The organism is Daejeonella rubra, assembly GCF_900103545.1.
Classification (GTDB): domain Bacteria; phylum Bacteroidota; class Bacteroidia; order Sphingobacteriales; family Sphingobacteriaceae; genus Daejeonella; species Daejeonella rubra.
Genome location: NZ_FNHH01000009.1, coordinates 145935 through 167881 on the forward strand (window position 1 = coordinate 145935; position 21947 = coordinate 167881).

Genomic DNA, 21947 nt, shown 5'->3' on the forward strand with positions numbered 1-21947 from the left:
ATTTAAATAAGTATGAAAAATTATTACGTCCTCATAATGGCAGGTGGCATTGGCAGCAGATTCTGGCCTTTAAGCCGTACGGCACACCCAAAGCAATTTATTGACATATTAGGAACAGGAAAAACACTTATCCAGCAAACTTACGATCGTTTTTTAAAGATCGTACCCCGGGAGAATATCTTCATTTTAACTAATGAAAGCTATATTGACCTGGTAAAAGAGCAATTAACTGATATTGATGGATCTCAAATCCTTGCTGAACCCGTTATGCGCAACACTGCCCCATGTATTGCATATGGCAGCCATAAAATACTAAAAATCAACCCGAATGCATCAATTGTAGTCGCTCCTTCTGACCATTTGATCATGGACTCAGAAGAGTTTACCCGTTGCATTAAAAAATCACTTGATGCAGCATTAGAAAACGATTGTCTGATAACTCTTGGAATCAAACCTTCAAGACCTGATACCGGATATGGTTACATTCAGTTCAATACGCAAAAGATCGGTGAAGATTTTTTCAAAGTAAAGACCTTTACCGAAAAGCCAAATATTGAATTAGCAAAAACATTTGTTCAAAGTGGTGATTTTCTTTGGAATGCAGGAATTTTTGTCTGGTCCGCAAAGAACATTCTTAAATCTTATGAAAAATACCTTCCTGAAATGAATGATATCTTCAAAGAAGGAGAAATGGTTTATAATACTCCTCAGGAGCAAGAATTTATACAGTCTGCATTTTCACAATGCACTAATATTTCCATTGATTACGGGATTATGGAAAAGGCTGACAATGTGTATGTTTTACCGACAGAATTTGGATGGTCAGATCTGGGAACATGGGCTTCAATCTACGATCAGTCCGAAAAGGATTATGTAGGAAATGTTGTAATTCCATCAGAAAGGGTGATCATGTACGATTCCTCAAATTGTATGGTCAATGTTTCAAAAGAGAAACTGGTTGTCCTTCAGGGTTTACATGACTTCATAGTAGTTGAGGAAAACAATACACTTTTAATCTGCCCTAGAGAACAGGAACAGGAGATCAAGCAAATTGTAGCTGATGTAAAACAGCGTTTTGGAAGTGAATTTATTTAGCAGCTAATTTTTGTCTAACTGCTTCATATAATAAAACACCTGCTGAAACCGAAACGTTGAGTGACTCGATCTCGCCATACATTGGAATCTTAGCCAGATGATCAGAAATACGTATCAAATCAGTTGAAATTCCTGTTTCTTCAGAACCCATTATTATTGCAGTCGGAACTGTATAATCAGGCTGATAGAGATAATCATTGGTTTTTTCTGTACATGCAACCAGCTGTAAACCTGATTCCTGAAGAAATTTCGCAGTTTTCAAAAGACTATCATGCCTGCAAACAGGGATCTTATAAAGAGCACCAGCAGACGTTTTAATCGCATCCGGATTAATTTGGGCTGAACCTTTTGCCGGAACTATGATCGCATGGACGCCTGCGCATTCGGCTGTTCTTGCAATTGCTCCAAAATTGCGTACATCAGTGATACCATCTAACACTAATATAAGAGGAACCTCCCCTTTTTCATATATTAACGGTATTATATTCTCTATTTTATCATAACTAATTGGTGAAATGAACGCAACCGCACCCTGGTGATTCTTTGTTGTAAGCCTGTTGAGTTTTTCTACCGGAACCAGTTGAAAACCAATCTCCTGATCTTTTAACAAACTGCGTAACTCCAGAATTATACCGCCGGTAAGTCCCCTTTGTAAAAACAGGTTTTCAATCTCCTTTCCGCTTTTAATTGCCTCTATGATCGCACGAATTCCAAATACCATTTGGTTTGACTCATGTGTTTCCTGCTCGCGTTTTCGTTTAAAAGGGCTACCATTCATCTCTACATATTATTTAAGCCGCCAAGTTAGATATAATTTCCCTTTTCGTAGAAATAAGAAGATTTATAAGAATGGAATGCTAGTTTATCAACATCATCAAATTTATTAACACAATGATAGTACCCAGTTGGAAGCCTATTTTATCAGATATCCACATTAATATTAATATTAATGTTAATAAAACATGTGATTTAAGGAGGTGAATACAATAATGAGATTTAATTCAAATTTAGAGTGTGAAAAACTTAAACTTTTCTGCTCCATTTTTTGTATACTTTTGTTGCTATGAGTTTAGAAAAGGATCAGGAATACAATAAAAGCAATAAAAATACTTTTTCTGCAGAGCGAAGGAATAAACTAAGTACCATGTCCAGTGGGTTGGGCAAATTACCCCCTCAGGCACTAGATCTTGAAGAAGCGGTACTTGGTGCTCTGATGCTTGAAAAAGATGCTCTTTCTGCTGTAATTGACATCCTTAAACCAGATGTATTTTACAAGGATAGTCATCAAAAGATTTTCGAGGCTATCCAGTTTCTTTTCCAAAAGTCATCGCCCATCGATATACTTACAGTAACTGCCCAATTGCGTCAGCAAGGCGATCTGGAAATGATTGGAGGTGCCTATTATATTACAGAACTAACAAACCGTGTTGCATCTGCAGCAAATATTGAATATCATGCCCGGATTATCTCTCAAAAATTCATTCAGCGTGAACTTATTCGCATCTCCACAGAAATAATCAGTAATGCCTATGAGGATACCACTGATATTTTCGATCTGTTGGATCATGCAGAGAAAAACCTGTTTGATATTGCGCAAAACAACCTTCGAAGAGATTCCAGAAAGATGGATGAAATCATTCGTGAGTCATTGGAGAATCTGGAAAAGATAAAAGATAAAGTTGATGGACTAACAGGTGTTGCTTCAGGATTTACCGCATTGGACAGAATTACCTCAGGATGGCAGCCTTCAGATCTTGTTATTATTGCTGCAAGGCCTGCAATGGGTAAAACCGCATTTGTATTGAGTTGTGCCAGAAATGCTGCAGTACAGTTTAATAAACCTGTTGTTTTCTTTTCTCTGGAGATGTCTTCTGTACAGCTTGTAAATCGTTTGATTTCAGGCGAAACAGAAATAGAACAGGAAAAAATAAGAAAAGGTCATCTGGCAGAATGGGAATGGCAGCAGCTTCATTCCAAGATAGGGAAACTAACCGAAGCTCCCCTATTTATTGACGATACCCCCGCCTTAAATATTTTTGAATTCAGGGCAAAGTGCAGGCGTTTAAAAGCCCAGTATGACATTCAGATGATCATTATCGATTACCTTCAACTAATGCATGGTAAAAGTGATGGCAAAAGCGGTAACCGTGAACAGGAGATCGGTAGTATCTCAAGAGCATTGAAATCAGTTGCCAAAGAACTAAATGTACCTGTAATTGCATTATCTCAATTAAGCCGGGCTGTTGAAAATCGCCCTGGTGGCAGCAAAAAGCCAATGCTTTCAGATTTAAGGGAATCTGGCTCTATTGAACAGGATGCAGATATGGTATTATTCCTTTATCGTCCTGAATATTATGGACTTACAGAAGATGAGAATGGTCGTTCCACCATCGGGATAGGCGAAGTAATTATTGCTAAGCACAGAAACGGCGAAACGGGTACCGTTCCACTCCGGTTTGTCGGAAAATTTGTAAAGTTTGTAGATCTGGAAGAAGACTTCAGCAGTCCATCAGGAAATAATCCTAACCCATTTGCAGGAATTTCACCTTCACAGGATTTTGAGAAACCCAGCAACTTTATTATCCGACCGTCAAGAATGGATGATATCGACGATGAACCACCATTTTAATCAGGATTGCATTCTGATCACAGATTTATTTTAGAAAAACAAACCCAATAAAACTCCAGCCAGGATTAAAAAAGGTGTTTTGATCCTGGTAAAGACCAGCAGCAAAAAGGTTATTATAACCAGGCCCATCGATAAATAGTTTATTCCGACAGGCTGCAATAATAGTAGAAATGCTGCACCCATAAACCCTACGGAAACTGCATTGATCCCGGAAAGCGAGTTTTTTATGCGTGTAATTTTTTTCAAATCATTCCAGAATGGAACAATAAAAAGGATCAGGATTAGTCCAGGCAAATTGATCCCCAAAACTGCAATAATACTACCCATTACTTGCCCATAGATATTATATCCTGCATTTTTGAGTGTCATTCCTCCTACAAAGGAAGTAAATGAAAAAGTTGGACCTGGCAAAGCTTGTTGAAATGCGTATCCTGATAAAAACTGGTCTGAATTAAGATATCCCTTCATCTCCACAAATTCGGTATACATAAATGGCACTAGCACCTGTCCGCCGCCAAATATCATAATGCCGTTCCGATAAAAATTTTCGAATAAACGGATAGGTAAACTGAAAGGAGATGTCCGGTTAATTAGAGCACCCAAGCCTGCAAATAATAACAGTACTCCTATAAAATAGGCTATTTTTCGAGGGTTAATGTTGGAAAACAGTTTAAATCGAAGGTTATTTTCCTCTATTGCTGTTTCGACAGTAGATGAAACGATCCCTCCTATCAGAATCAATATCGGGAAAGCATAAGCATTCCTTAAAAGTAAAGTTGCAAATAGTGATCCTGCAGCAAGCCAGATGGATGTTTGAGATTTCAGAATAGTACGACCGAATGAAAATGCAGCATAGGCCACAATTCCAACTGCAATAGGCTGAATAAACTCCAGAATTTTATCAAATTTTTCCTTCTGGCCTAATAAAGTATAGCTTAATACTGCCAGAGACATTAATGCTGTGGATGGCAATATCCAAATAAAAAAAGTGGTAATTGCGATCGGCAAACCTCCGACCTTATAAGCGATTCCTACCAATGTTTGCGTCGAAGAGGGTCCTGGAAGAATCTGGGTTAATGCATTCAGCTCCAGTAATTCATTTTCAGAAATATATTTCCTTTTGTTTACAAAGTTTTTAAGCATCATGCCTATATGCGCCTGGGCACCACCAAAGGCAGTAAGAGTAAACCAAATTACATCGTAAAGAAAAATAAGCTGGCGTTTACTCCACATAAATTTAATCGTCTTCGTAATCTAAACCGGAAGCTGAATTGAAAACTGTCTGCAATTCAGAGTAAGCATGACTATCCCCGGCTCTTCTTGCTACTTCCATTCCTTTTTGGTAAATTAGAATAGCTTCCGATTTCCTGTCAAGACGTTCGTATAATTTACCTATATGATAATAGGTTCCAACATATTCAGGGTGTTTTGATAACAGATCTTCAAAATAAAAAAGCGCCTTTTCTATATCATTCTGACTCAAATATTCTGTTGCCAAAGCATATTTCAAAAAAGGATCATCAGGCTCATTTTTCAGAAAATCCAAAAGCTTTTGTAATCGGATAAGATGCATTTTATTTTATCTTTTTTAAGTAGATTTGTAAAAAGAGAAATCTATATGAAAATATTAGTTTGTGTCAGTAATGTCCCCGATACAACAACAAAAATAACTTTTAACAGCGATAATACACAATTCAATACAGCAGGTGTTCAATTTATATTAAACCCCTATGATGAAATTGCTTTGGCAAGAGCAATTGAATTAGCTGAAGGTGGTAAAGGATCTGTTACTGTAATTCATGTTGGAGAAATAAGTTCTGAGCCAACCATAAGAAAAGCGCTGGCAATAGGCGCTGACGATGCTGTTCGGATCAATGCATCACCCAGGGATTCATATTTTGTATCAGCTCAGATAGCACATTATTCAAAAGATAAAGGTTTTGATATGATTCTAACAGGCCGTGAATCAATCGATTATAATGGCTCACAGGTTGCTGCTATGCTGGGTGAATTTTTAGACATACCTTCAATTTCAATTATTAAAAAACTTGATATTGATTCAGATAAGACAAGTATTATTCGCGAAATAGAGGGCGGTAAAGAACATTTAACAGTCAGTTTCCCTTTTGTAGCAAGTTGCGCTGAAGGTGTAGCTGAGCCTAAAATACCAAACATGCGTGGGATAATGTCTGCCAGGACAAAACCACTGGAAGTTGTTGAGCCAACTGAAGTTGATCAATTGATCACTTTCACATCTTATAGTGTTCCTGCCCCCCGGGGTTCTGTAACCATCCTTTCGCAGGATGAAACCGAAAAACTGGTTAGTCTCTTACATACAGAGGCAAAAGTAATTTAAAACACAGATCATAAATTCAAAATCCCTTTTTAGGGCTTAACTAATAAATATGTCAGTTTTAGTATATGTTGAAAATGCAGATGGCAAATTTAAGAAATCTACTTTTGAAGTAGTTTCATACGCCGCGGCTGTGTCAGATCTGTTAAAAACAGAATTAATTGCCATTTCCATTGGAGATGTAAAACAAGATGATTTAAGTAATCTGGGCAAATATGGTGCGGCAAAGGTTCTTAATGTAAGCAGTGACAAGCTAAAAAACTTTGTGAATCAGGCTTATGCATCTGTAATTGCAGAAGCAGCAAAAAGGGAAGGTTCTTCTGTTGTTGTTTTAGCCAACTCATTCACAGGAAAGGGACTATCACCACGCATTGCGGTCAAACTGAAAGCTGGTCTTGCAGATGCTGCTGTTGAGCTTCCCAAAACAGACAATAATACATTTACAATAAAAAGAACTGCATTTTCCGGAAAAGCATTTGCAACTGTTGAATTAAATTCAGAAGTAAAAGTTATTGCTTTAAATCCAAACTCCTTTCAACTTAAAGAGAGCGGATCTATATCAAAAGTTGAAGATTTTCAACCTGAATTCAGAGATTCGGATTTTCGCACTATGGTTTCTGAGATTGTCAGAGCAAGTGACAAAATAGCTTTACCAGATGCTGAACTGGTTGTTTCTGCCGGTCGTGGTATGAAAGGACCTGAAAACTGGGCAATGATCGAAGAACTAGCCGGTATACTCGGTGCGGCTACGGCATGTTCTAAACCGGTTTCGGATGCAGGATGGAGACCTCATGAAGAGCATGTTGGTCAAACAGGAATTGCTGTAAGCCCTAACCTTTATATTGCAATTGGGATTTCCGGTGCGATCCAGCATCTTGCAGGGGTAAGCTCTTCAAAAACAATTGTTGTTATCAATAAAGACCCTGAAGCTCCATTTTTCAAAGTAGCTGATTACGGCATCGTTGGTGATGCTTTTGAAGTGGTACCTAAGCTGATCGACGCTATTAAGGCTTATAAAGCTCATTCCTGATCTTTATAAAATTGAGTAATTTGAATTCATAACCCTTTAGGCTTATTTTATGAAGAAGATTAAACTAGATATTGTAGGCTTATCATATAGTCAGACTCAATCAGGTGCATATGCACTTGTTCTTGGTGAGGTAAATGGGCGCAGAAGACTACCTATCATAATAGGAAGTTTTGAAGCACAGGCTATTGCTATTGAAATCGAAAAAATGACTCCCAGCAGGCCTCTTACTCATGATCTCTTTAAATCTTTAGCAGCTAATTACCATATTAATATTCAGGAAGTCATAATTTATAACCTGGTAGACGGAATCTTTTATGCCAAATTAATTTGTTCTGACGGTAAAAAAACCAGTGAGATAGATGCAAGAACTTCGGATGCAATTGCTTTGGCTGTGCGATTTGAGTGTCCTATCTATACCTATGAATTTATTTTAGCAAGCGCCGGAATAGTCATTGAAGGTAATGAATTTGTTTTCCTTGAAAATATTGAGCCGCAAACAGAAGAAAAAGTAGCAAGTCCTACTTTAAATTACAGTTCACTTTCTGAAGAGGAACTAAAAATCAAATTAAAGGATGCACTTGCAGACGAAGCCTATGAAAAAGCTGCAAACATTCGTGATGAACTTTCAAGGCGGAAATCTTCATGAATTTCCCTATAAAAGTTTTATTTCTAATTCTTATTCCTAAATTTCACGATTAATTCAGAATTAAATTTCTTTATGGAGAGATTCACCGGTCTTATTGGCGTTGTATTAATTTTTGGTATCGCCTTTTTAATGTCTAACAACAGAAAAGCGATCAACTATAGGCTGGTATTTTCAGGTATAGCAATTCAACTATCTCTCGCTGTCTTTATCCTTAAAGTTCCACTTGGCAAAACTATCTTTTCCTGGTTGGGTGATGCAGTTACTAAAATCTTAAACTTTTCTCAGAAAGGCGCTGAATTTGTATTCGGACCATTGGTGAATTCTGTGAATATGGGTAAAGCTTTCGGCAGCGGTAATGAATTTATCTTTTTCTTTAATATTATTCCGACAATAATTTTTGTTGCTGTATTGGTGAGTGTTGCGTATTATCTTGGAATTATGCAGCGTGTTGTAAAATTCATAGCAATGATCGTTTACAAATTGATGGGTGTTTCAGGCTCTGAAGCATTATCAAACGTTGCCAGCGCCTTTGTTGGCCAGGTAGAAGCCCAGATAATGATAAAACCTTATTTGAAAGGAATGACCATGTCTGAACTATTAGCTTCCATGACCGGTAGTATGGCTTGTATTGCAGGTGGAGTAATGGCAGTGTATATTGCTATGGGAGTTCCTGCAGAATATCTGATCGCTGCAAGTCTTATGGCAGCTCCAGCTGCATTGGTGATCTCCAAGATCGTTTGGCCGGAGACTGAAATTTCGGAAACAAAGGGAAGAGTTTCACTGGAGATTAAAAAGACAAATGCCAATCTGGTAGATGCTATTTCACACGGAGCAAGTGACGGATTGAAAGTAGGTTTAAATGTGGTTGCAATGCTGATTGGCTTTATCGCTATTATTGCATTGGTAGACTTTGTGTTAGGTAAGATTGGTTTTGGGTTAAGCAGCCTTGGAATGTCGCTTTCATTTATAGGTATTAACCTTCAAACTCTTAGTTTAAATCAGATCCTTGGGACTCTATTTTCAGTTTTCGCTTATGCAATGGGTGTTCCGGGTAAGGATATTCAGGTGGCAGGCTCACTGATGGGAACAAAAATGGTAATCAACGAGTTTGTGGCTTATCTTGACCTTGCAAAGATCAAAGAAACACTTGATCCCAAAACAATTCTGATAACCAGTTTCGCTTTATGCGGATTCGCTAATTTTAGTTCTATAGCTATACAAGTTGGAGGTATTGGTGAATTATCCCCGGAAAGAAGAACTGACCTGGCTAAACTTGGAATGAGAGCATTAATATGCGGAACACTTGCCTCCTACTTATCAGCAACTATTGCAGGCATACTGATGTAATTTAGAAAAACAGATAGAAATTTAAAATCAATATTTTATTGCATAAAAGAAAGTCCGGTGAAATTCACCGGACTTTCTTTTATGTGAGTTTTACTAGCGATTTTTTAAGTCAACATATTCGCGTATGACTTCTCCTGTAAATATCTGTCTTGGTCTTCCAATAGGTTCTTTATTTTCGCGCATTTCTTTCCACTGTGCGATCCATCCCGGTAAACGGCCAAGGGCAAATAACACTGTAAACATATCTGTTGGAAAGCCTAATGCACGGTAAATGATACCGGAGTAGAAATCGACATTTGGATAAAGCTTGCGTTCAACAAAATAAGGATCATTTAAAGCAGCACTTTCCAATTTCTTAGCGATCTCAAGTACAGGATCATTAATACCCAGTTTTTCAAGAATTTCATCGCAAGCCTTTTTAATGATCTTCGCTCGCGGATCAAAATTCTTATAAACACGGTGTCCAAATCCCATCAAACGAAAATCATCGTTTTTATCTTTGGCTTTATTGATCCATTTATCAGTATCTCCCCCATCGTTCTTGATCTGCTCAAGCATCTCAATAACAGCCTGATTAGCTCCGCCATGAAGCGGACCCCATAAAGCTGAAATACCTGCTGAAATGGAAGCGTATAAATTACAATCGGATGATCCAACCATACGAACAGTTGATGTTGAGCAATTCTGTTCGTGATCAGCATGAAGTATAAACAATACATTCATTGCTTTAACGATAACAGGATCGATCTCTATCACTTCAGTACGCTGGCCGAAGGTCATATTCAGAAAATTACTAACGTAATCAAGATTGTTCTGAGGATAAATAATAGGATGTCCTAAAGATTTTTTATAGATCCAGGAAACAACAGTGGTCATTTTAGCAAAAAGCTTAATAATCGTTAGATTTTGTTCCTCAGGAGTTTGTTTTGAATTTAATGATTCAGGATAAAAGGAAGATAATGAACAGATCAAGGAAGATAATTGACCCATTGGATGAGATTTCGATGGAAATCCATCAAAAAACTTTTTCATGTCTTCATGTACCAGCGTATGTCTGGAGATATCCGACTGAAAGGAATTTAATTGAGATTGATTTGGAAGATCACCATATATTAACAAGTAGGCAACCTCAAGGAAAGTAGATTTCTCTGCCAATTCCTCAATTCCATAACCTCTGTATTTTAAAATCCCCTCTTCACCGTCTAAAAATGTAATTGCGCTTTTGGTTGCACCTGTATTTTTATAACCAGAATCGAGGGTTATATATCCGCTTGCATCCCGTAGTTTTGAAATATCAATGGCCTTTTCGCCTTCAGTACCTGTAATTATTGGTAGTTCGTAAGTTTTTTCTCCTATTATTAAGGATGCTGATTCTGACATATTAATTTGAAATAGTTAATAGACAAAACTAATAAATAAGCTCACTTTAGAGCTAATTTTCATGAAAGGAATTGCAATATTTTTGTTAAAAAATGAAAATGATATCATTTTTTCAAAAATAGACTGCGTTTATCAATGAATTCAATTCAGATTTTGATCTATTTATAGATTTTTTAATTGTTTGAAACGAAATTTATTTTTTAGTAATAGTCTCTTTTACTTCTCCGCAGTTAAGCATTTCATCTCCATAATACGGATTCCTGATCTCTGTTTCAGAAGCAAGCCAATAGCCTCCATCACCATCATTGGCCATTGGACAATACTGCACGAACATGCTTCCTGAAGCAATTTCAGCATGTTTAAACATATCGATTAAATCTGCACTTAACGATGTAAAATTAACCCTTTGATCTTTTAAGGATGATCCTGAAGCTATTTTCTCGGCCATGATAGCGGTGTTTTCACAACCATTAATTTTACGGAGTGTGACAGCAAGGTCTTTTGCAGCTGTCTGAGCCTGGATTGAATCAGATAACACAAGAACATCCTTCAAATGTAAATATTGATCATACGCCCGATCAGAATCAGCATCTTTTAATTCGATCGCCATAGGTGCAGAGACAATAACTGAATCAGCTTTTGGAGCTTCAGTGCTTTCCTGAGTTTGGTTACAAGCGGAATATACAGCCATAATTGAAAGGGCTGATGCAAATAATTTTATTTTATTCATGATAAATAGTTTGGTTTCTCAAATATCATCATTTTCAACCAATGAAATGAAGAAAAAGATCAGGATCTGGAATCAGATATATTATTATTTTAAGGGCTCCATACTCTTTATATATAGATCTTCTACCTTTTTACGGGCCCAATCTGTTTTTCTTAAAAATTTCAAGCTGGAACTGATACTTGGATTGTCAGTGAAACAATTTATTCTGATCAGGGATCCCAATTTTTCCCATCCATAAAAATCGACCAGAAAAACAAGGATCATTTCCAGAGTTTTACCATGAAGAGGGTCAGCACTCATAAGTTTAAAGATATTAGTATAACCAAAGGTATGAACCTGACCCGGTTTTTATCGTTAAAATCAGTAGATAAGATCATAAGGCAGCTAATTTTAATAGATTTGTGTTCTATCTGTACAATCCATTGATTATGAAATATAAATTAGGTGAATTTGTTCGTTTTGTTAATGAACGAAGAGAAGGTTTTATTACCCGGATAATTGATGAGAATACCATTGCTGTCACTGACGATGATGGATTTGAAATTCCCGTACTTGCAAGTCAGGTTACACGGGTACATGGAAAAAGTGATTTTACAGATGTTCATGCAAATGAAGAATCGACTTTAAAACAGCCTGAACAATTCATCTCAAACGGAATATTCCTTGGAATTGCTGATGACAAGCGCATTGGATCAGTTGTACATTTCAACCTTATTAATACAAGCTCATGGCAGGTATTATTCACTTTAAATACAGAAAAGCAACATGACTTTAAAGGTGAGTGTTCTGGTATATTAAACCCGGAATCCACTACACAGGTCTATTCTGCATCATTGAATGAACTCGACCTATGGCCCAAATTTCATCTTCAGACTTTATTGTACGCTTACGGTAAACATGAAATGCAAAAACCCCTTCTGTATTCAGATAAATTTAAGGCAAAAGATTTTTCCGGGGCAAAGAAGTACAGTTCAATCTTAGGAAAAGAAGCATGGCTGATACAAATTGATTCTGAAGTTCCGCTAATTGATCCTCAAAAATTAAAGGAAAGCTTTTTCAGACCCACTGAAGAAAAGATTGAAATCCCAAATCCCGGAAAAGAAGTTGATCTGCACATAGAAAAACTTCGTGACGATCATCAGTTTCTAAGCAGCTCCGAAATATTGGATATTCAGTTAAACCACTTTAAAAAGTATCTTGATGCAGCGATTGTCCATAAATTGCATTCAATTATTTTTATTCATGGTACCGGCAATGGAACGCTTAGAAATGAAATACATAAAATCATATCTAAACATCCCCAGGTAAAAACCTTTATGGATGCATATAAAGAGAAATTTGGTTACGGTGCCACAGAAATCATTCTGAAATAAATAACACCCTTTGCTGGCATGCCCGAAGGAGCCTCAAGGGGTTTAAATCAAATTTTATTACCTTTGCAAAATGTTAAGGATGCTGATATATTTCAGAATTATCTAAAACTTTCCTGTTAAATCAAAAACGATCCTACGTTCCGATACTATTATGGTCCATCCTGAAATTGAAAAAAGAAAAACATTTGCGATTATTAGTCACCCTGATGCAGGTAAGACAACACTGACAGAAAAATTTCTGTTGTTTGGTGGTGCAATTAATACTGCCGGTACTGTCAAGCGAAATAAGGCAAATCAAAGCAGCACTTCAGATTTCATGGAAATTGAGAAGCAGAGAGGTATTTCTGTTGCTACCTCAGTGATGGGTTTTGAGTACAATGGAAAACGGATCAATATTCTGGATACTCCCGGACACAAGGACTTTGCTGAAGACACTTACAGAACATTATCAGCTGTTGACAGTGTTATTCTGGTGGTTGACAGTGTTAAGGGTGTGGAAGAGCAGACCCAAAAACTGATGGATGTTTGCCGGATGAGAAATACTCCGGTCATCATTTTCGTCAACAAGCTTGACCGTGAGGGTAAGGACACATTTGATCTGCTTGACGAACTTGAAAACAATCTTAATATCAGCGTTTGCCCCCTTTCATGGCCAATTGGGCAGGGCCATAACTTCAAAGGTGTATACAACATTTTCGATAAGCAGTTAAACCTGTTTAAACCGGACAAATCAAAGATCACTGAGCCCGTTATTCAGGTTAACGACCTTGAAGATCCGCTTTTAAGCAAATTCCTTCAACCAAAAGAACTCAAAACCCTGCAGGATGATCTGGAACTGGTAGATGGTGTTTATGGTAAACTTGATAATGACCTTTACCTTGAAGGCTTGCTCGCTCCTGTATTTTTTGGAAGTGCGATCAATAATTTCGGCATCAGAGAATTGCTCGATACCTTTGTTTCAATTGCTCCAAGTCCGAAAAGCAGGGAAGCCAACGAGCGGATGGTAATGGCCAATGAGAAGAATTTTACAGGTTTTGTATTTAAGATTCATGCCAACCTGGATCCAAACCATCGTGATAGAATTGCATTTCTTAGAATATGTTCAGGAAAATTTGAACGCAATAAATTTTACTATCATACCCGACTTAATAAAAAACTAAAGTTTTCAAACCCTGTTGACTTCATGGCCAATGAAAAGAGTTTGGTTGAAGAGGCATGGCCAGGTGACGTTGTGGGATTATATGATAGCGGAAACTTCAAGATCGGTGATACCCTGACTGAAGGAGAAGAGTTACAATTTAAGGGTATACCAAGTTTCTCACCCGAGATATTCAAAGAAGTTGAAAACAGGGATCCGCTAAAATCAAAACAACTGGAGAAAGGCCTTCAGCAGCTTACTGAAGAAGGTGTAGCACAGCTTTTTGTACAGCAGCCGGGTAACCGCAAGATTATTGGTACAGTTGGTGAACTTCAATATGAAGTGATCGTATTCAGGCTACAGCATGAATATGGTGCTAAATGTGCTTTCAGGCCATTAACCTTCCGAAAATCAAGCTGGTTAACTTCAAAAGACAAGAAAAATATTAATGAAATAATACAACGCAGGCATCATCATATTGCAACAGATAAAGATGGAAACCCTGTATTTCTTGCAGACAATGATTGGACTTTAAACCTTGCAAAACGTGATTTTCCTAATGTTGAATTCCATAGCACATCTGAGTTTAACAGGCATAAGGATAAGCAATAAATAAAAGCCACACGATGGTGGCTTTTATCAATTTCTTAAACGACAGAAAAAAGAGATTTTGTTTAATTAAAATAATGCTCGGCAAGGGTTTTATCGTGTCCATAAATATCATCACGGAAATGAACTTTACCACTTTCATCTGTAAATGCCGTGAAATAAACAAGATAAACAGGCAATGTTACTTTTAATTTAATTTGTTTTTCTTTACGTTCAGATATGGCACTCAGGATCTTTTCCCGATCCCAATTTTCCTGATCCCGAAGTAAATAAACGGCCAGATCAATTGGTTTTTCAACCCGAACACAGCCATGACTAAATCCTCTTTTTGCCTGACTGAAGAGTTCATCATGAGGTGTATCATGAAGGTAAATATCATTCGAGTTTGGAAAAATAAATTTTACGTCACCCAGGTCATTTTTTGGCCCTGGACGTCTTCTAAGTGTATAGTTCCAGTTATCTTCACTAATAGTATTCCAGTCAATGGAGGAAGGACTAACATTCTCCCCTTTTGAAGTAATAATTTCCATGTCAAGGCGGTCAAGATAGGAAGGATTAGATGCTAACTTAGGTGCCAGATCTTCTTTAATGATACTAAATGGAACATTCCAATAGGGAGAAAGAACAACATATTCCATTTTATCACTAAATACCGGTGTGCTGTTCAATGCTTTACCAACAATTACATTCATGGAGATCTTACTTTTCCCTTCCTCAAAAACGTATACTTTAAACTCCGGAATATTTACCAGTAAATAATTGGATTCAAAACTCCTTGGCAACCATCTCCATCGTTCCATATTCAAAATGATCTGTTTGATACGGTCTTTAATCGGAACATTCATGATCCGGATAGTTTCAGCACCCAAAGCTCCATCCGGCTTCAATCCCTGATCTGTTTGAAATTGCCTGACTGCATTAAATAGCTCTTCGGAATAAACAGTACTTGAATCAATATTTACTCCCATTCTCTTCGCAAGAGCCGGAATTACAGGAGATTGCATTCCTTTTTTTAATTTTGGTGCTGCCTGAACAATTGGCCAGCTTCCTGCTGTTTCAATCTTTCGGTATGCTGCCAATGCTGTTTTAAGTCGTGTATATTCAGGATGAAGCGGACTAAAATTAGCATATGGATATTGGCTCTCTTTCTCTCCCAACACATTCAATAAAGCCAGATCCAGCTTGATTCTATTTCGTTTTACATCCCATTCAATTTCTTTGTTCTCATTTGGCACCACAACTCCTCTGTAATAATCGGAAGCCCAAATAAAATATGTTGCTGTCAAAGCCACATCAATTTCTTTCTGAACAATCGAAAACCGTTCAAAATCCTTTTTGGAAGCCTTAAGCTCTGCATACAATTTTTCAAAATCGATTATCAGATAATCTGCAGGATTCAATCCTTCATCAGAGGCTTTTCTGATCACGTCAAGCATTTTTTCTGCCTGAGGAACCATCTCATTGTTTTTATACCAGGCTAATTCAAATTTTCTATCTCTGTAAAATGTTTTCACCAGGTCTATCTGATCATTGAGTTTAGGATCAGACTTTACATATTCTATATAATAGGTACTGTCGAGAAGTTGCTGAGGATTATCAGCAAATCTAGAGTTCGAATTTTTACAGGAAGATGCAAACAAAAACAGTGAACCTGCTGACAAAAAAAATATGATTCGTTTTACCTTATTTTTAATTCCGAAAAAAGCTGTTCTTTGATTATTGACTGCTAATGTATTCGTACTTCTATTCATTTTTAGAAATTGCATAAACTCATTTATATTATTTAAATATTTATTTTTCAATTTTTATACAATTTAATTTCTTGAATAATCCTCGATTCTGCCATTAATGCAACAAATGTGCCGAAGTGGATTAATTACCGTCAGGTCAACTTGGTTTTGTTCATTTTATTTACTCAAAGAATGCATTTCGGGTGTCAAATTGACATAATATTCTTTTGGAATAAGTATTGAGATGATAGCACTGTTAACCAAATAAATTAAGAAGATGCAAGAAAAAGGAACCATTTCGATTCACACTGAGAACATTTTTCCAATCATTAAGAAATTTTTATACTCTGATAACGAGATCTTCCTGAGAGAGCTGGTCGCAAATGCAGTGGATGCCACTCAGAAAATTAAACGCCTCTCCTCTCTTGGTGAATACAAAGGAGACCTTGGCGAGTTAAAGGTTTCAGTCTCCTTTGACGAAAAGAAAAAAACGATCACCATTTCTGACAATGGTTTAGGAATGACTGGCGAAGAAATTAAAAAATATATTAATCAGATCGCCTTTTCTGGTGCCACTGAATTTGTTGAGAAATTTAAGGATGCAAAAGACGCCAATGAGATCATTGGAAAGTTCGGTCTTGGTTTTTACTCAGCCTTTATGGTTGCAGACCAGGTTGAGATACAAACGTTATCTTTCCAGGACGGTGCTGAGCCAGCACGATGGATCTGTGATGGAAGTACAGAATTTGAAATAAGTTCAGGAACCCGTAGTACAAGAGGAACTGATATTATCCTTCATGTTAATAAGGAATCCAAAGAATTTCTGAACAAAGCAAAGCTGGGAGAGATCCTGGATAAATATTGCAAATTCTTACCGGTTTCGGTTCAATTCGGAACAAAGTCAGAGCAGCAGGCCGATGGTGTTGATGAGGAAGGAAAACCAAAATACAAATCTGTTGAAGTTGACAATATCATCAACAATACAAGTCCCATTTGGACAAAATCGCCTTCAGAGTTAAAAGACGAGGATTATCTTGCTTTTTATAAAGAATTATATCCATTCTCAGAAGATCCTTTGTTCTGGATCCACCTGAATGTTGACTATCCATTTAACCTGACAGGCGTATTGTACTTTCCTAAGGTTAAAAATGAGTTTGAGATTCAGAGAAATAAGATCAAATTATTTTCAAGACAGGTATTTATCACCGATGAGGTAAAAGATGTTGTTCCTGAATTTTTAATGCTTCTTCATGGAGTGATCGATTCTCCGGATATTCCACTTAATGTATCGAGAAGCTTCCTTCAGGCTGATAGTGCGGTGAAAAAGATCAATAGCTATATCACCAAAAAGGTGGCAGATAAACTTGCTTCACTTTTTAAAAATGATCGTAAATCTTATGAAGAAAAATGGAGTGACATTGGCTTATTTGTAAAATACGGAATGATCAGTGAAGAGAAATTCTATGATAAGGGTAAAGATTTTGTTTTACTAACCAATACCAAAAATGAGTATTTTACTCTTGATGAATACAAAGAAAAAGTAAAATCTATACAAACCGATAAGGATGATGCATTGGTTTACCTGTATGCCACAGATGCTGACAAGCAGGATACATTCATACAATCAGCCAATAAAAAGGGATATGATGTTTTACTGATGAACTCTCCTATCGATACTCATTTCATAAGCCAGCTGGAGCAAAAGCTTGAAAAAACATCTTTAAAACGTGTTGATGCTGATGTTGCAGATAAGATAATCAGCAAAGAAGATACCACTGTCCACGTATTGAATGATGAGGAAAAAGGTAAAGTAAAATCAATCTTTGAGAAGGCTATTATTAAGCCGAACATGCGTGTAGAAGTTGAAAGCCTTAATCCTGATGAACTTCCAGTTATTGTAACTATGGATGAATTCATGCGCAGAATGAAAGATATGTCAAAAATGGGTGGCGGAATGGGCTTCTATGGTAATCTTCCGGATAATTATAATGTTGCCATTAACGGTAACCATAAACTTATTGGAAAGATCTTGCAAAGCAGTGATGAAACAGAACAATTACAGCTTGCTAAACAGGCCTTTGATCTGGCTTTGCTTTCGCAAGGAATGCTTACAGGAGCTGAATTAACAGAATTTGTCAACAGAAGTGTTAGTCTGATCTAAACGAAACAATATATTTTAACCTTATAAATACTCTCCTTTAATTAGGAGGGTATTTTTTTTGTCATAAATGAAATTTATATAAACACTAAAATTCAAACACTAAATATTAATTTAGAGGCATGGATCTGCTCAACAACCTCATTGAAAATTATCAGTCGTTTGAAGAAATTCAGATCAAAGACCGCTTTTTCAAACATAGCCTGGTAAGTGATTTATTAGATTCAATCAGGAACAAAAAAGTTTTTAGGGTTGAAGAAGCAGGACTATCCACCATGGGACGTTCGATCAATTTGATTAAATGGGGAAATGGCCCCTGCAGGGTGTTTTTATGGAGCCAGATGCATGGCGATGAAGCTACAGCTACTATGGCCCTGGCAGATCTTATAAACTTTCTATCGCAAAATGGAATATACAATGAGATCAGAGATTCAATAGATAAAAACTGTACCCTGTATATTTTACCAATGCTTAATCCTGATGGAGCCGAATTATTTACCAGAAGAAATGCAATGGAAATCGACATCAACAGGGATTTCCACAGACAACAAAGTCCTGAAGGTCAATTATTGCGCAAATTAAGAGATAAGATCCATCCTCATTTTGGTTTTAATCTGCACGATCAGAGTACCTCCTGGTCAGCTGGTAAAAGCGGAAATCCCGCAACAATTTCCCTGCTGGCACCTGCTTACGATGAGGAGCTCAGTATCAATCCGGTCCGTCAAAAAGCAATGCAGGTAATTGCCATAATGAATAAAGAGTTACAAAAGAGTATCCCTGGATGTGTTGGACGTTTTGACGATGAACATGAACCGAGGGCTTTTGGAGATAATTTTCAGGCTGCCGGAACAAGTACCATTCTGATAGAAGCAGGAGGCTTTCACAATGATCCGGAGAAACAATATATCCGCAAGGTCTATTTTAAGGCTATAATTACCGGTTTAATAAGTATTGCAGATGAATCTTATCTTCATGTGAAGAATGAAGAATATTTCTCGATACCGGAGAATAAAAAATTGCATTTCCATCTATTATTAAGGAATTGTAAACTTCAAAGAAATGGGATCCCCTATCTGGCAGATGTCGGTTTAATTGCTGAAGAAAAGATCAATGAAGATCTGCAATCAGTAAGTTATACCTACGTTGTGAACGAATTGGGTGATTTATCTCAATACTATGGCTATGAAGAAATCAATTGTGAATCTTTTAATATCACAGAAATAAGAGGCTTAAAGATCGATGAGCCAGCAGATATCATCATTCAGGATGGGCTTAATATTCTGCTCACCATTGAAAATGGAAGATTAACAAACATAAATGAATAAATTGGCGACTGATTAGCAGACTGATAATTTTTAGCAACATATACCTCATAACTCCTTACCCACAACATAATCCCCACTATGGCTTTAAACTACATTTGGATTGGTTTCTTTGTAATTGCTTTTGTTGTGGCTTTGGTAAAACTCATTGTATTAGGGGATACCAGCATTTTCAATAATGTGGTCAACGGAATGTTCGACAGTGCAAAAACAGGTGCTGAGATTTCTATTGGCCTTATTGGCATAATGACCTTTTGGCTGGGAATAATGAAGATCGGTGAACGGGCGGGAATGATCACACTTTTTGCACGCGGTGTAAATCCGTTTTTCAGCAGATTATTTCCTGAAGTTCCAAAAAGTCATCCTGCAAATGGTTCAATTATCATGAATTTCTCGGCGAATATGCTGGGGCTTGATAATGCTGCAACACCGGTCGGGCTAAAGGCCATGCAGGAATTACAGGAACTAAACCCACAAAAAGACACAGCCAGTAATGCCCAAATCATGTTCCTGGTTCTGAATACCGCTGGAATAACCTTGATTCCTACAGGAGTAATTGCCTTAAGAATGGCTAATGGAGCAGCCAACCCAGCAGATGTATTTATTCCCTGCCTGATCGGCACTTTTATTTCGTTCTTAGCAGGTATGATCGCTGTAGCTATCTACCAAAAGATTAACCTTTTTCAACTACCAATTCTGGTTTTCTTTGGTGGTTTTATTGCTTTAATGTCAGGACTATATTTATGGCTTGGCTCACTTCCCCCTGATCAGATTCAGGTGTATGCAGGTCTTTTAGGTGGTATAATTATTTTTTCAATCATTACCCTGTTCATTGTTTACGGTGCATCAAAAAAGGTGAATGTTTATGAAGCCTTTATTGATGGAGCAAAAGAAGGTTTCAGTACTTCCATCATGATCATTCCATTTCTTATTGCCATACTTGTTGCCATAAGTGCCTTTCGTACAACCGGTTGTATGGATTATGTAGTTAATGCAATAGGCTCTCTTGTAGCTTTATTCGGACTTGACACATCTTTTGTTCCTGCTTTACCTGTAGGCTTAATGAAAACGCTGAGTGGTGGTGGTGCCAGAGGATTAATGGTTGATGTAATGAAAACCTATGGTGCCGATTCCTTTCAGGGCAGACTTGCAAGTATCATTCAGGGATCTTCTGAAACCACATTTTATGTTCTTGCTGTATACTTCGGTTCAGTTGGCATCAAAAAGCCAAGATATGCCATTGTTTGCGGTTTGATCGCCGATCTTGTAGGTCTGATTGCAGCAATTTTCCTTGCTTATATTTTCTTCGGACATACAATTAAGTAATAATTAACTAAAACAATATTATTTTTCTATTGAATTAATATTCTGAATTGGTCAGGATTTTTCTATCCTGATCATATTAGAATAACCGCGAGCAATTAGCCTTTTCTTAAATGGAAGCCAAATCTCACATTGCAAATTAATGATCTGACGGCCTAATTTAACAACAGAAGTGTGAGCTTCAATGATATCTCCTTCCATTGCAGGAGCAAAATAATCTATGTAGTTATTGATCGTAGTGAAAGAATGACTTAAATCCATGCTGAATATAGTCGCACCAATGATATCATCGATTATGCCTGCCGAAACACCACCATGCAGCATACCCATTGGATTGGTCATATCTTTCCGAACTGTAAATTCACATTTGAGGGATCCATACTCAGCTTCTCTGATAATAGGCTTAAGCCAATGAGAAAATGGAGATGGACTGTCAAAGGATTTTTTACCAATTGATTCTTTCATTATCTCTAAACGACTATTTGTCTTATTCATCTTATCTTTTTGAATATAATACTAAAACCATTGAAACTACCCTGTCTGGATTTCACTACAATAGTAAACAGAAGAAGGACTGAATATTGAGCTTAATGTCAAAAAATCAAATTTTTAATACAGGCATAGTTATTGTTTAAGATAATACATATTAGACCCTACATACCTAAATAAAACCTTTTGAAACAAAATTCAAGAGGTTTTATTGTTTATAGATCAGTTGGACTTGCATTCCGGTTTCAAAAAAACTGAAATCAAATATCAGGGATCAGGTTCAAATTTATGGAGTTACGAGAAGCTTGAATTCAGGGTTAAAAAACTTCCTACACAATTCATTCCATGCTTTTCATAGCCGAATTATTCCGGAATACCTTTCTGATTATTTTAAGCTGGTCAGCTACGCGGATAGTGCGATCTTACAGTTTCTGCGGTACACCAATCCCAATCAAACCCGGCTCTATCCCACCGGTATTTTGCAATATTCCTGCCTCTGCTCTTTCGGCGCGATACCCTAACCAGAACCTGAGGTTCCGCTTCTATCGTTTTAAATAACTTTATTTGTAGTTTACTATCTGCCGGATAGTTTATC

At 37.1% G+C, this 21947-nt stretch carries 20 protein-coding genes; 11 read left to right on the top strand and 9 right to left on the bottom strand.

What is annotated here, in order from left to right; translation table 11 throughout:
• Positions 1-12: 12 nt before the first annotated feature.
• Entirely contained in the window at positions 13-1095 is a 1083-nt protein-coding gene (locus BLR27_RS08730; RefSeq protein ID WP_090703854.1) for a mannose-1-phosphate guanylyltransferase, read from the top strand.
• Here BLR27_RS08730 and rlmB read toward each other — a convergent pair.
• The gene (rlmB, locus tag BLR27_RS08735; RefSeq protein WP_090703856.1) at positions 1088-1873 is read right to left on the bottom strand and encodes a 23S rRNA (guanosine(2251)-2'-O)-methyltransferase RlmB; all 786 of its coding nucleotides are present in this window, start codon (positions 1871-1873) and stop codon (positions 1088-1090) included. The two genes, BLR27_RS08730 and rlmB, sit on opposite strands and share 8 nt — an antisense overlap.
• A 285-nt stretch (positions 1874-2158) precedes the next feature.
• Between rlmB and dnaB the strand changes: the two genes are divergently transcribed.
• Positions 2159-3724: a replicative DNA helicase gene (gene dnaB, locus BLR27_RS08740; protein ID WP_090703859.1), complete on the top strand. Its 1566-nt coding sequence runs from the start codon at positions 2159-2161 to the stop codon at positions 3722-3724.
• A gap of 30 nt (positions 3725-3754) precedes the next feature.
• Here dnaB and chrA read toward each other — a convergent pair whose 3' ends face one another.
• Positions 3755-4957: a chromate efflux transporter gene (gene chrA, locus BLR27_RS08745; RefSeq protein ID WP_090703863.1), complete on the bottom strand. Its 1203-nt coding sequence runs from the start codon at positions 4955-4957 to the stop codon at positions 3755-3757.
• Between the two features lie 4 nt (positions 4958-4961).
• Positions 4962-5297 carry a heme biosynthesis protein HemY gene (locus tag BLR27_RS08750; RefSeq protein WP_090703866.1) on the bottom strand — a complete coding sequence of 112 codons (336 nt, stop codon included), beginning with the start codon at positions 5295-5297 and terminating at the stop codon, positions 4962-4964.
• A gap of 45 nt (positions 5298-5342) precedes the next feature.
• Between BLR27_RS08750 and BLR27_RS08755 the strand changes: the two genes are divergently transcribed.
• From BLR27_RS08755 to BLR27_RS08770, 4 genes are all read left to right on the top strand, one after another.
• Entirely contained in the window at positions 5343-6080 is a 738-nt protein-coding gene (locus BLR27_RS08755) for an electron transfer flavoprotein subunit beta/FixA family protein (protein WP_090703935.1), read from the top strand.
• 49 nt (positions 6081-6129) lie between these two features.
• Positions 6130-7107, top strand: a complete 978-nt coding sequence (locus BLR27_RS08760) for an electron transfer flavoprotein subunit alpha/FixB family protein (RefSeq protein ID WP_090703869.1) — start codon at positions 6130-6132, stop codon at positions 7105-7107.
• 49 nt (positions 7108-7156) lie between these two features.
• Positions 7157-7753: a bifunctional nuclease family protein gene (locus BLR27_RS08765; protein WP_090703873.1), complete on the top strand. Its 597-nt coding sequence runs from the start codon at positions 7157-7159 to the stop codon at positions 7751-7753.
• A gap of 72 nt (positions 7754-7825) precedes the next feature.
• Positions 7826-9100, top strand: a complete 1275-nt coding sequence (locus tag BLR27_RS08770) for a NupC/NupG family nucleoside CNT transporter (protein WP_090703876.1) — start codon at positions 7826-7828, stop codon at positions 9098-9100.
• 93 nt (positions 9101-9193) lie between these two features.
• Here BLR27_RS08770 and BLR27_RS08775 read toward each other — a convergent pair whose 3' ends face one another.
• From BLR27_RS08775 to BLR27_RS08785, 3 genes are all read right to left on the bottom strand, one after another.
• Positions 9194-10480 (bottom strand): citrate synthase, encoded by a 1287-nt coding sequence (locus BLR27_RS08775; protein ID WP_090703880.1) that lies wholly within the window; start codon positions 10478-10480, stop codon positions 9194-9196.
• A gap of 193 nt (positions 10481-10673) precedes the next feature.
• Positions 10674-11210, bottom strand: coding sequence for a DUF3347 domain-containing protein (locus BLR27_RS08780; protein WP_090703883.1), 537 nt, complete (start codon positions 11208-11210; stop codon positions 10674-10676).
• An 84-nt stretch (positions 11211-11294) separates the two neighbouring features.
• A complete protein-coding gene (locus BLR27_RS08785) occupies positions 11295-11510 on the bottom strand; it encodes a VF530 family protein (protein ID WP_090703887.1) in 216 nt (71 codons plus the stop codon).
• 128 nt (positions 11511-11638) lie between these two features.
• Between BLR27_RS08785 and BLR27_RS08790 the strand changes: the two genes are divergently transcribed.
• Together BLR27_RS08790 and BLR27_RS08795 are read left to right on the top strand one after the other, a co-directional pair.
• Entirely contained in the window at positions 11639-12583 is a 945-nt protein-coding gene (locus BLR27_RS08790; RefSeq protein ID WP_090703890.1) for a Smr/MutS family protein, read from the top strand.
• A 151-nt stretch (positions 12584-12734) separates the two neighbouring features.
• Entirely contained in the window at positions 12735-14333 is a 1599-nt protein-coding gene (locus tag BLR27_RS08795; RefSeq protein ID WP_090703892.1) for a peptide chain release factor 3, read from the top strand.
• A gap of 62 nt (positions 14334-14395) precedes the next feature.
• On the opposite strand, the gene BLR27_RS08800 is transcribed toward BLR27_RS08795, so the two are convergent.
• Positions 14396-16081, bottom strand: a complete 1686-nt coding sequence (locus tag BLR27_RS08800; RefSeq protein ID WP_176767647.1) for a L,D-transpeptidase family protein — start codon at positions 16079-16081, stop codon at positions 14396-14398.
• 256 nt (positions 16082-16337) lie between these two features.
• On the opposite strand from BLR27_RS08800, the gene htpG reads away from it, so the two are divergent.
• The 3 genes from htpG to BLR27_RS08815 all read left to right on the top strand — a co-directional run bounded on the left by htpG (position 16338) and on the right by BLR27_RS08815 (position 20866).
• Entirely contained in the window at positions 16338-18221 is a 1884-nt protein-coding gene (htpG, locus tag BLR27_RS08805) for a molecular chaperone HtpG (RefSeq protein WP_090703898.1), read from the top strand.
• Positions 18222-18340: 119 nt separating this feature from the next.
• Positions 18341-19543: a M14 family metallopeptidase gene (locus tag BLR27_RS08810; RefSeq protein ID WP_090703900.1), complete on the top strand. Its 1203-nt coding sequence runs from the start codon at positions 18341-18343 to the stop codon at positions 19541-19543.
• Positions 19544-19621: 78 nt separating this feature from the next.
• Positions 19622-20866, top strand: coding sequence for a nucleoside recognition domain-containing protein (locus BLR27_RS08815; RefSeq protein WP_090703904.1), 1245 nt, complete (start codon positions 19622-19624; stop codon positions 20864-20866).
• A gap of 51 nt (positions 20867-20917) precedes the next feature.
• On the opposite strand, the gene BLR27_RS08820 is transcribed toward BLR27_RS08815, so the two are convergent.
• Together BLR27_RS08820 and BLR27_RS18655 are read right to left on the bottom strand one after the other, a co-directional pair.
• Entirely contained in the window at positions 20918-21358 is a 441-nt protein-coding gene (locus tag BLR27_RS08820) for a PaaI family thioesterase (RefSeq protein ID WP_090703908.1), read from the bottom strand.
• A 393-nt stretch (positions 21359-21751) separates the two neighbouring features.
• Positions 21752-21947: hypothetical protein (locus BLR27_RS18655; RefSeq protein WP_221406314.1), on the bottom strand; the 196-nt coding region annotated here is incomplete at its 5' end.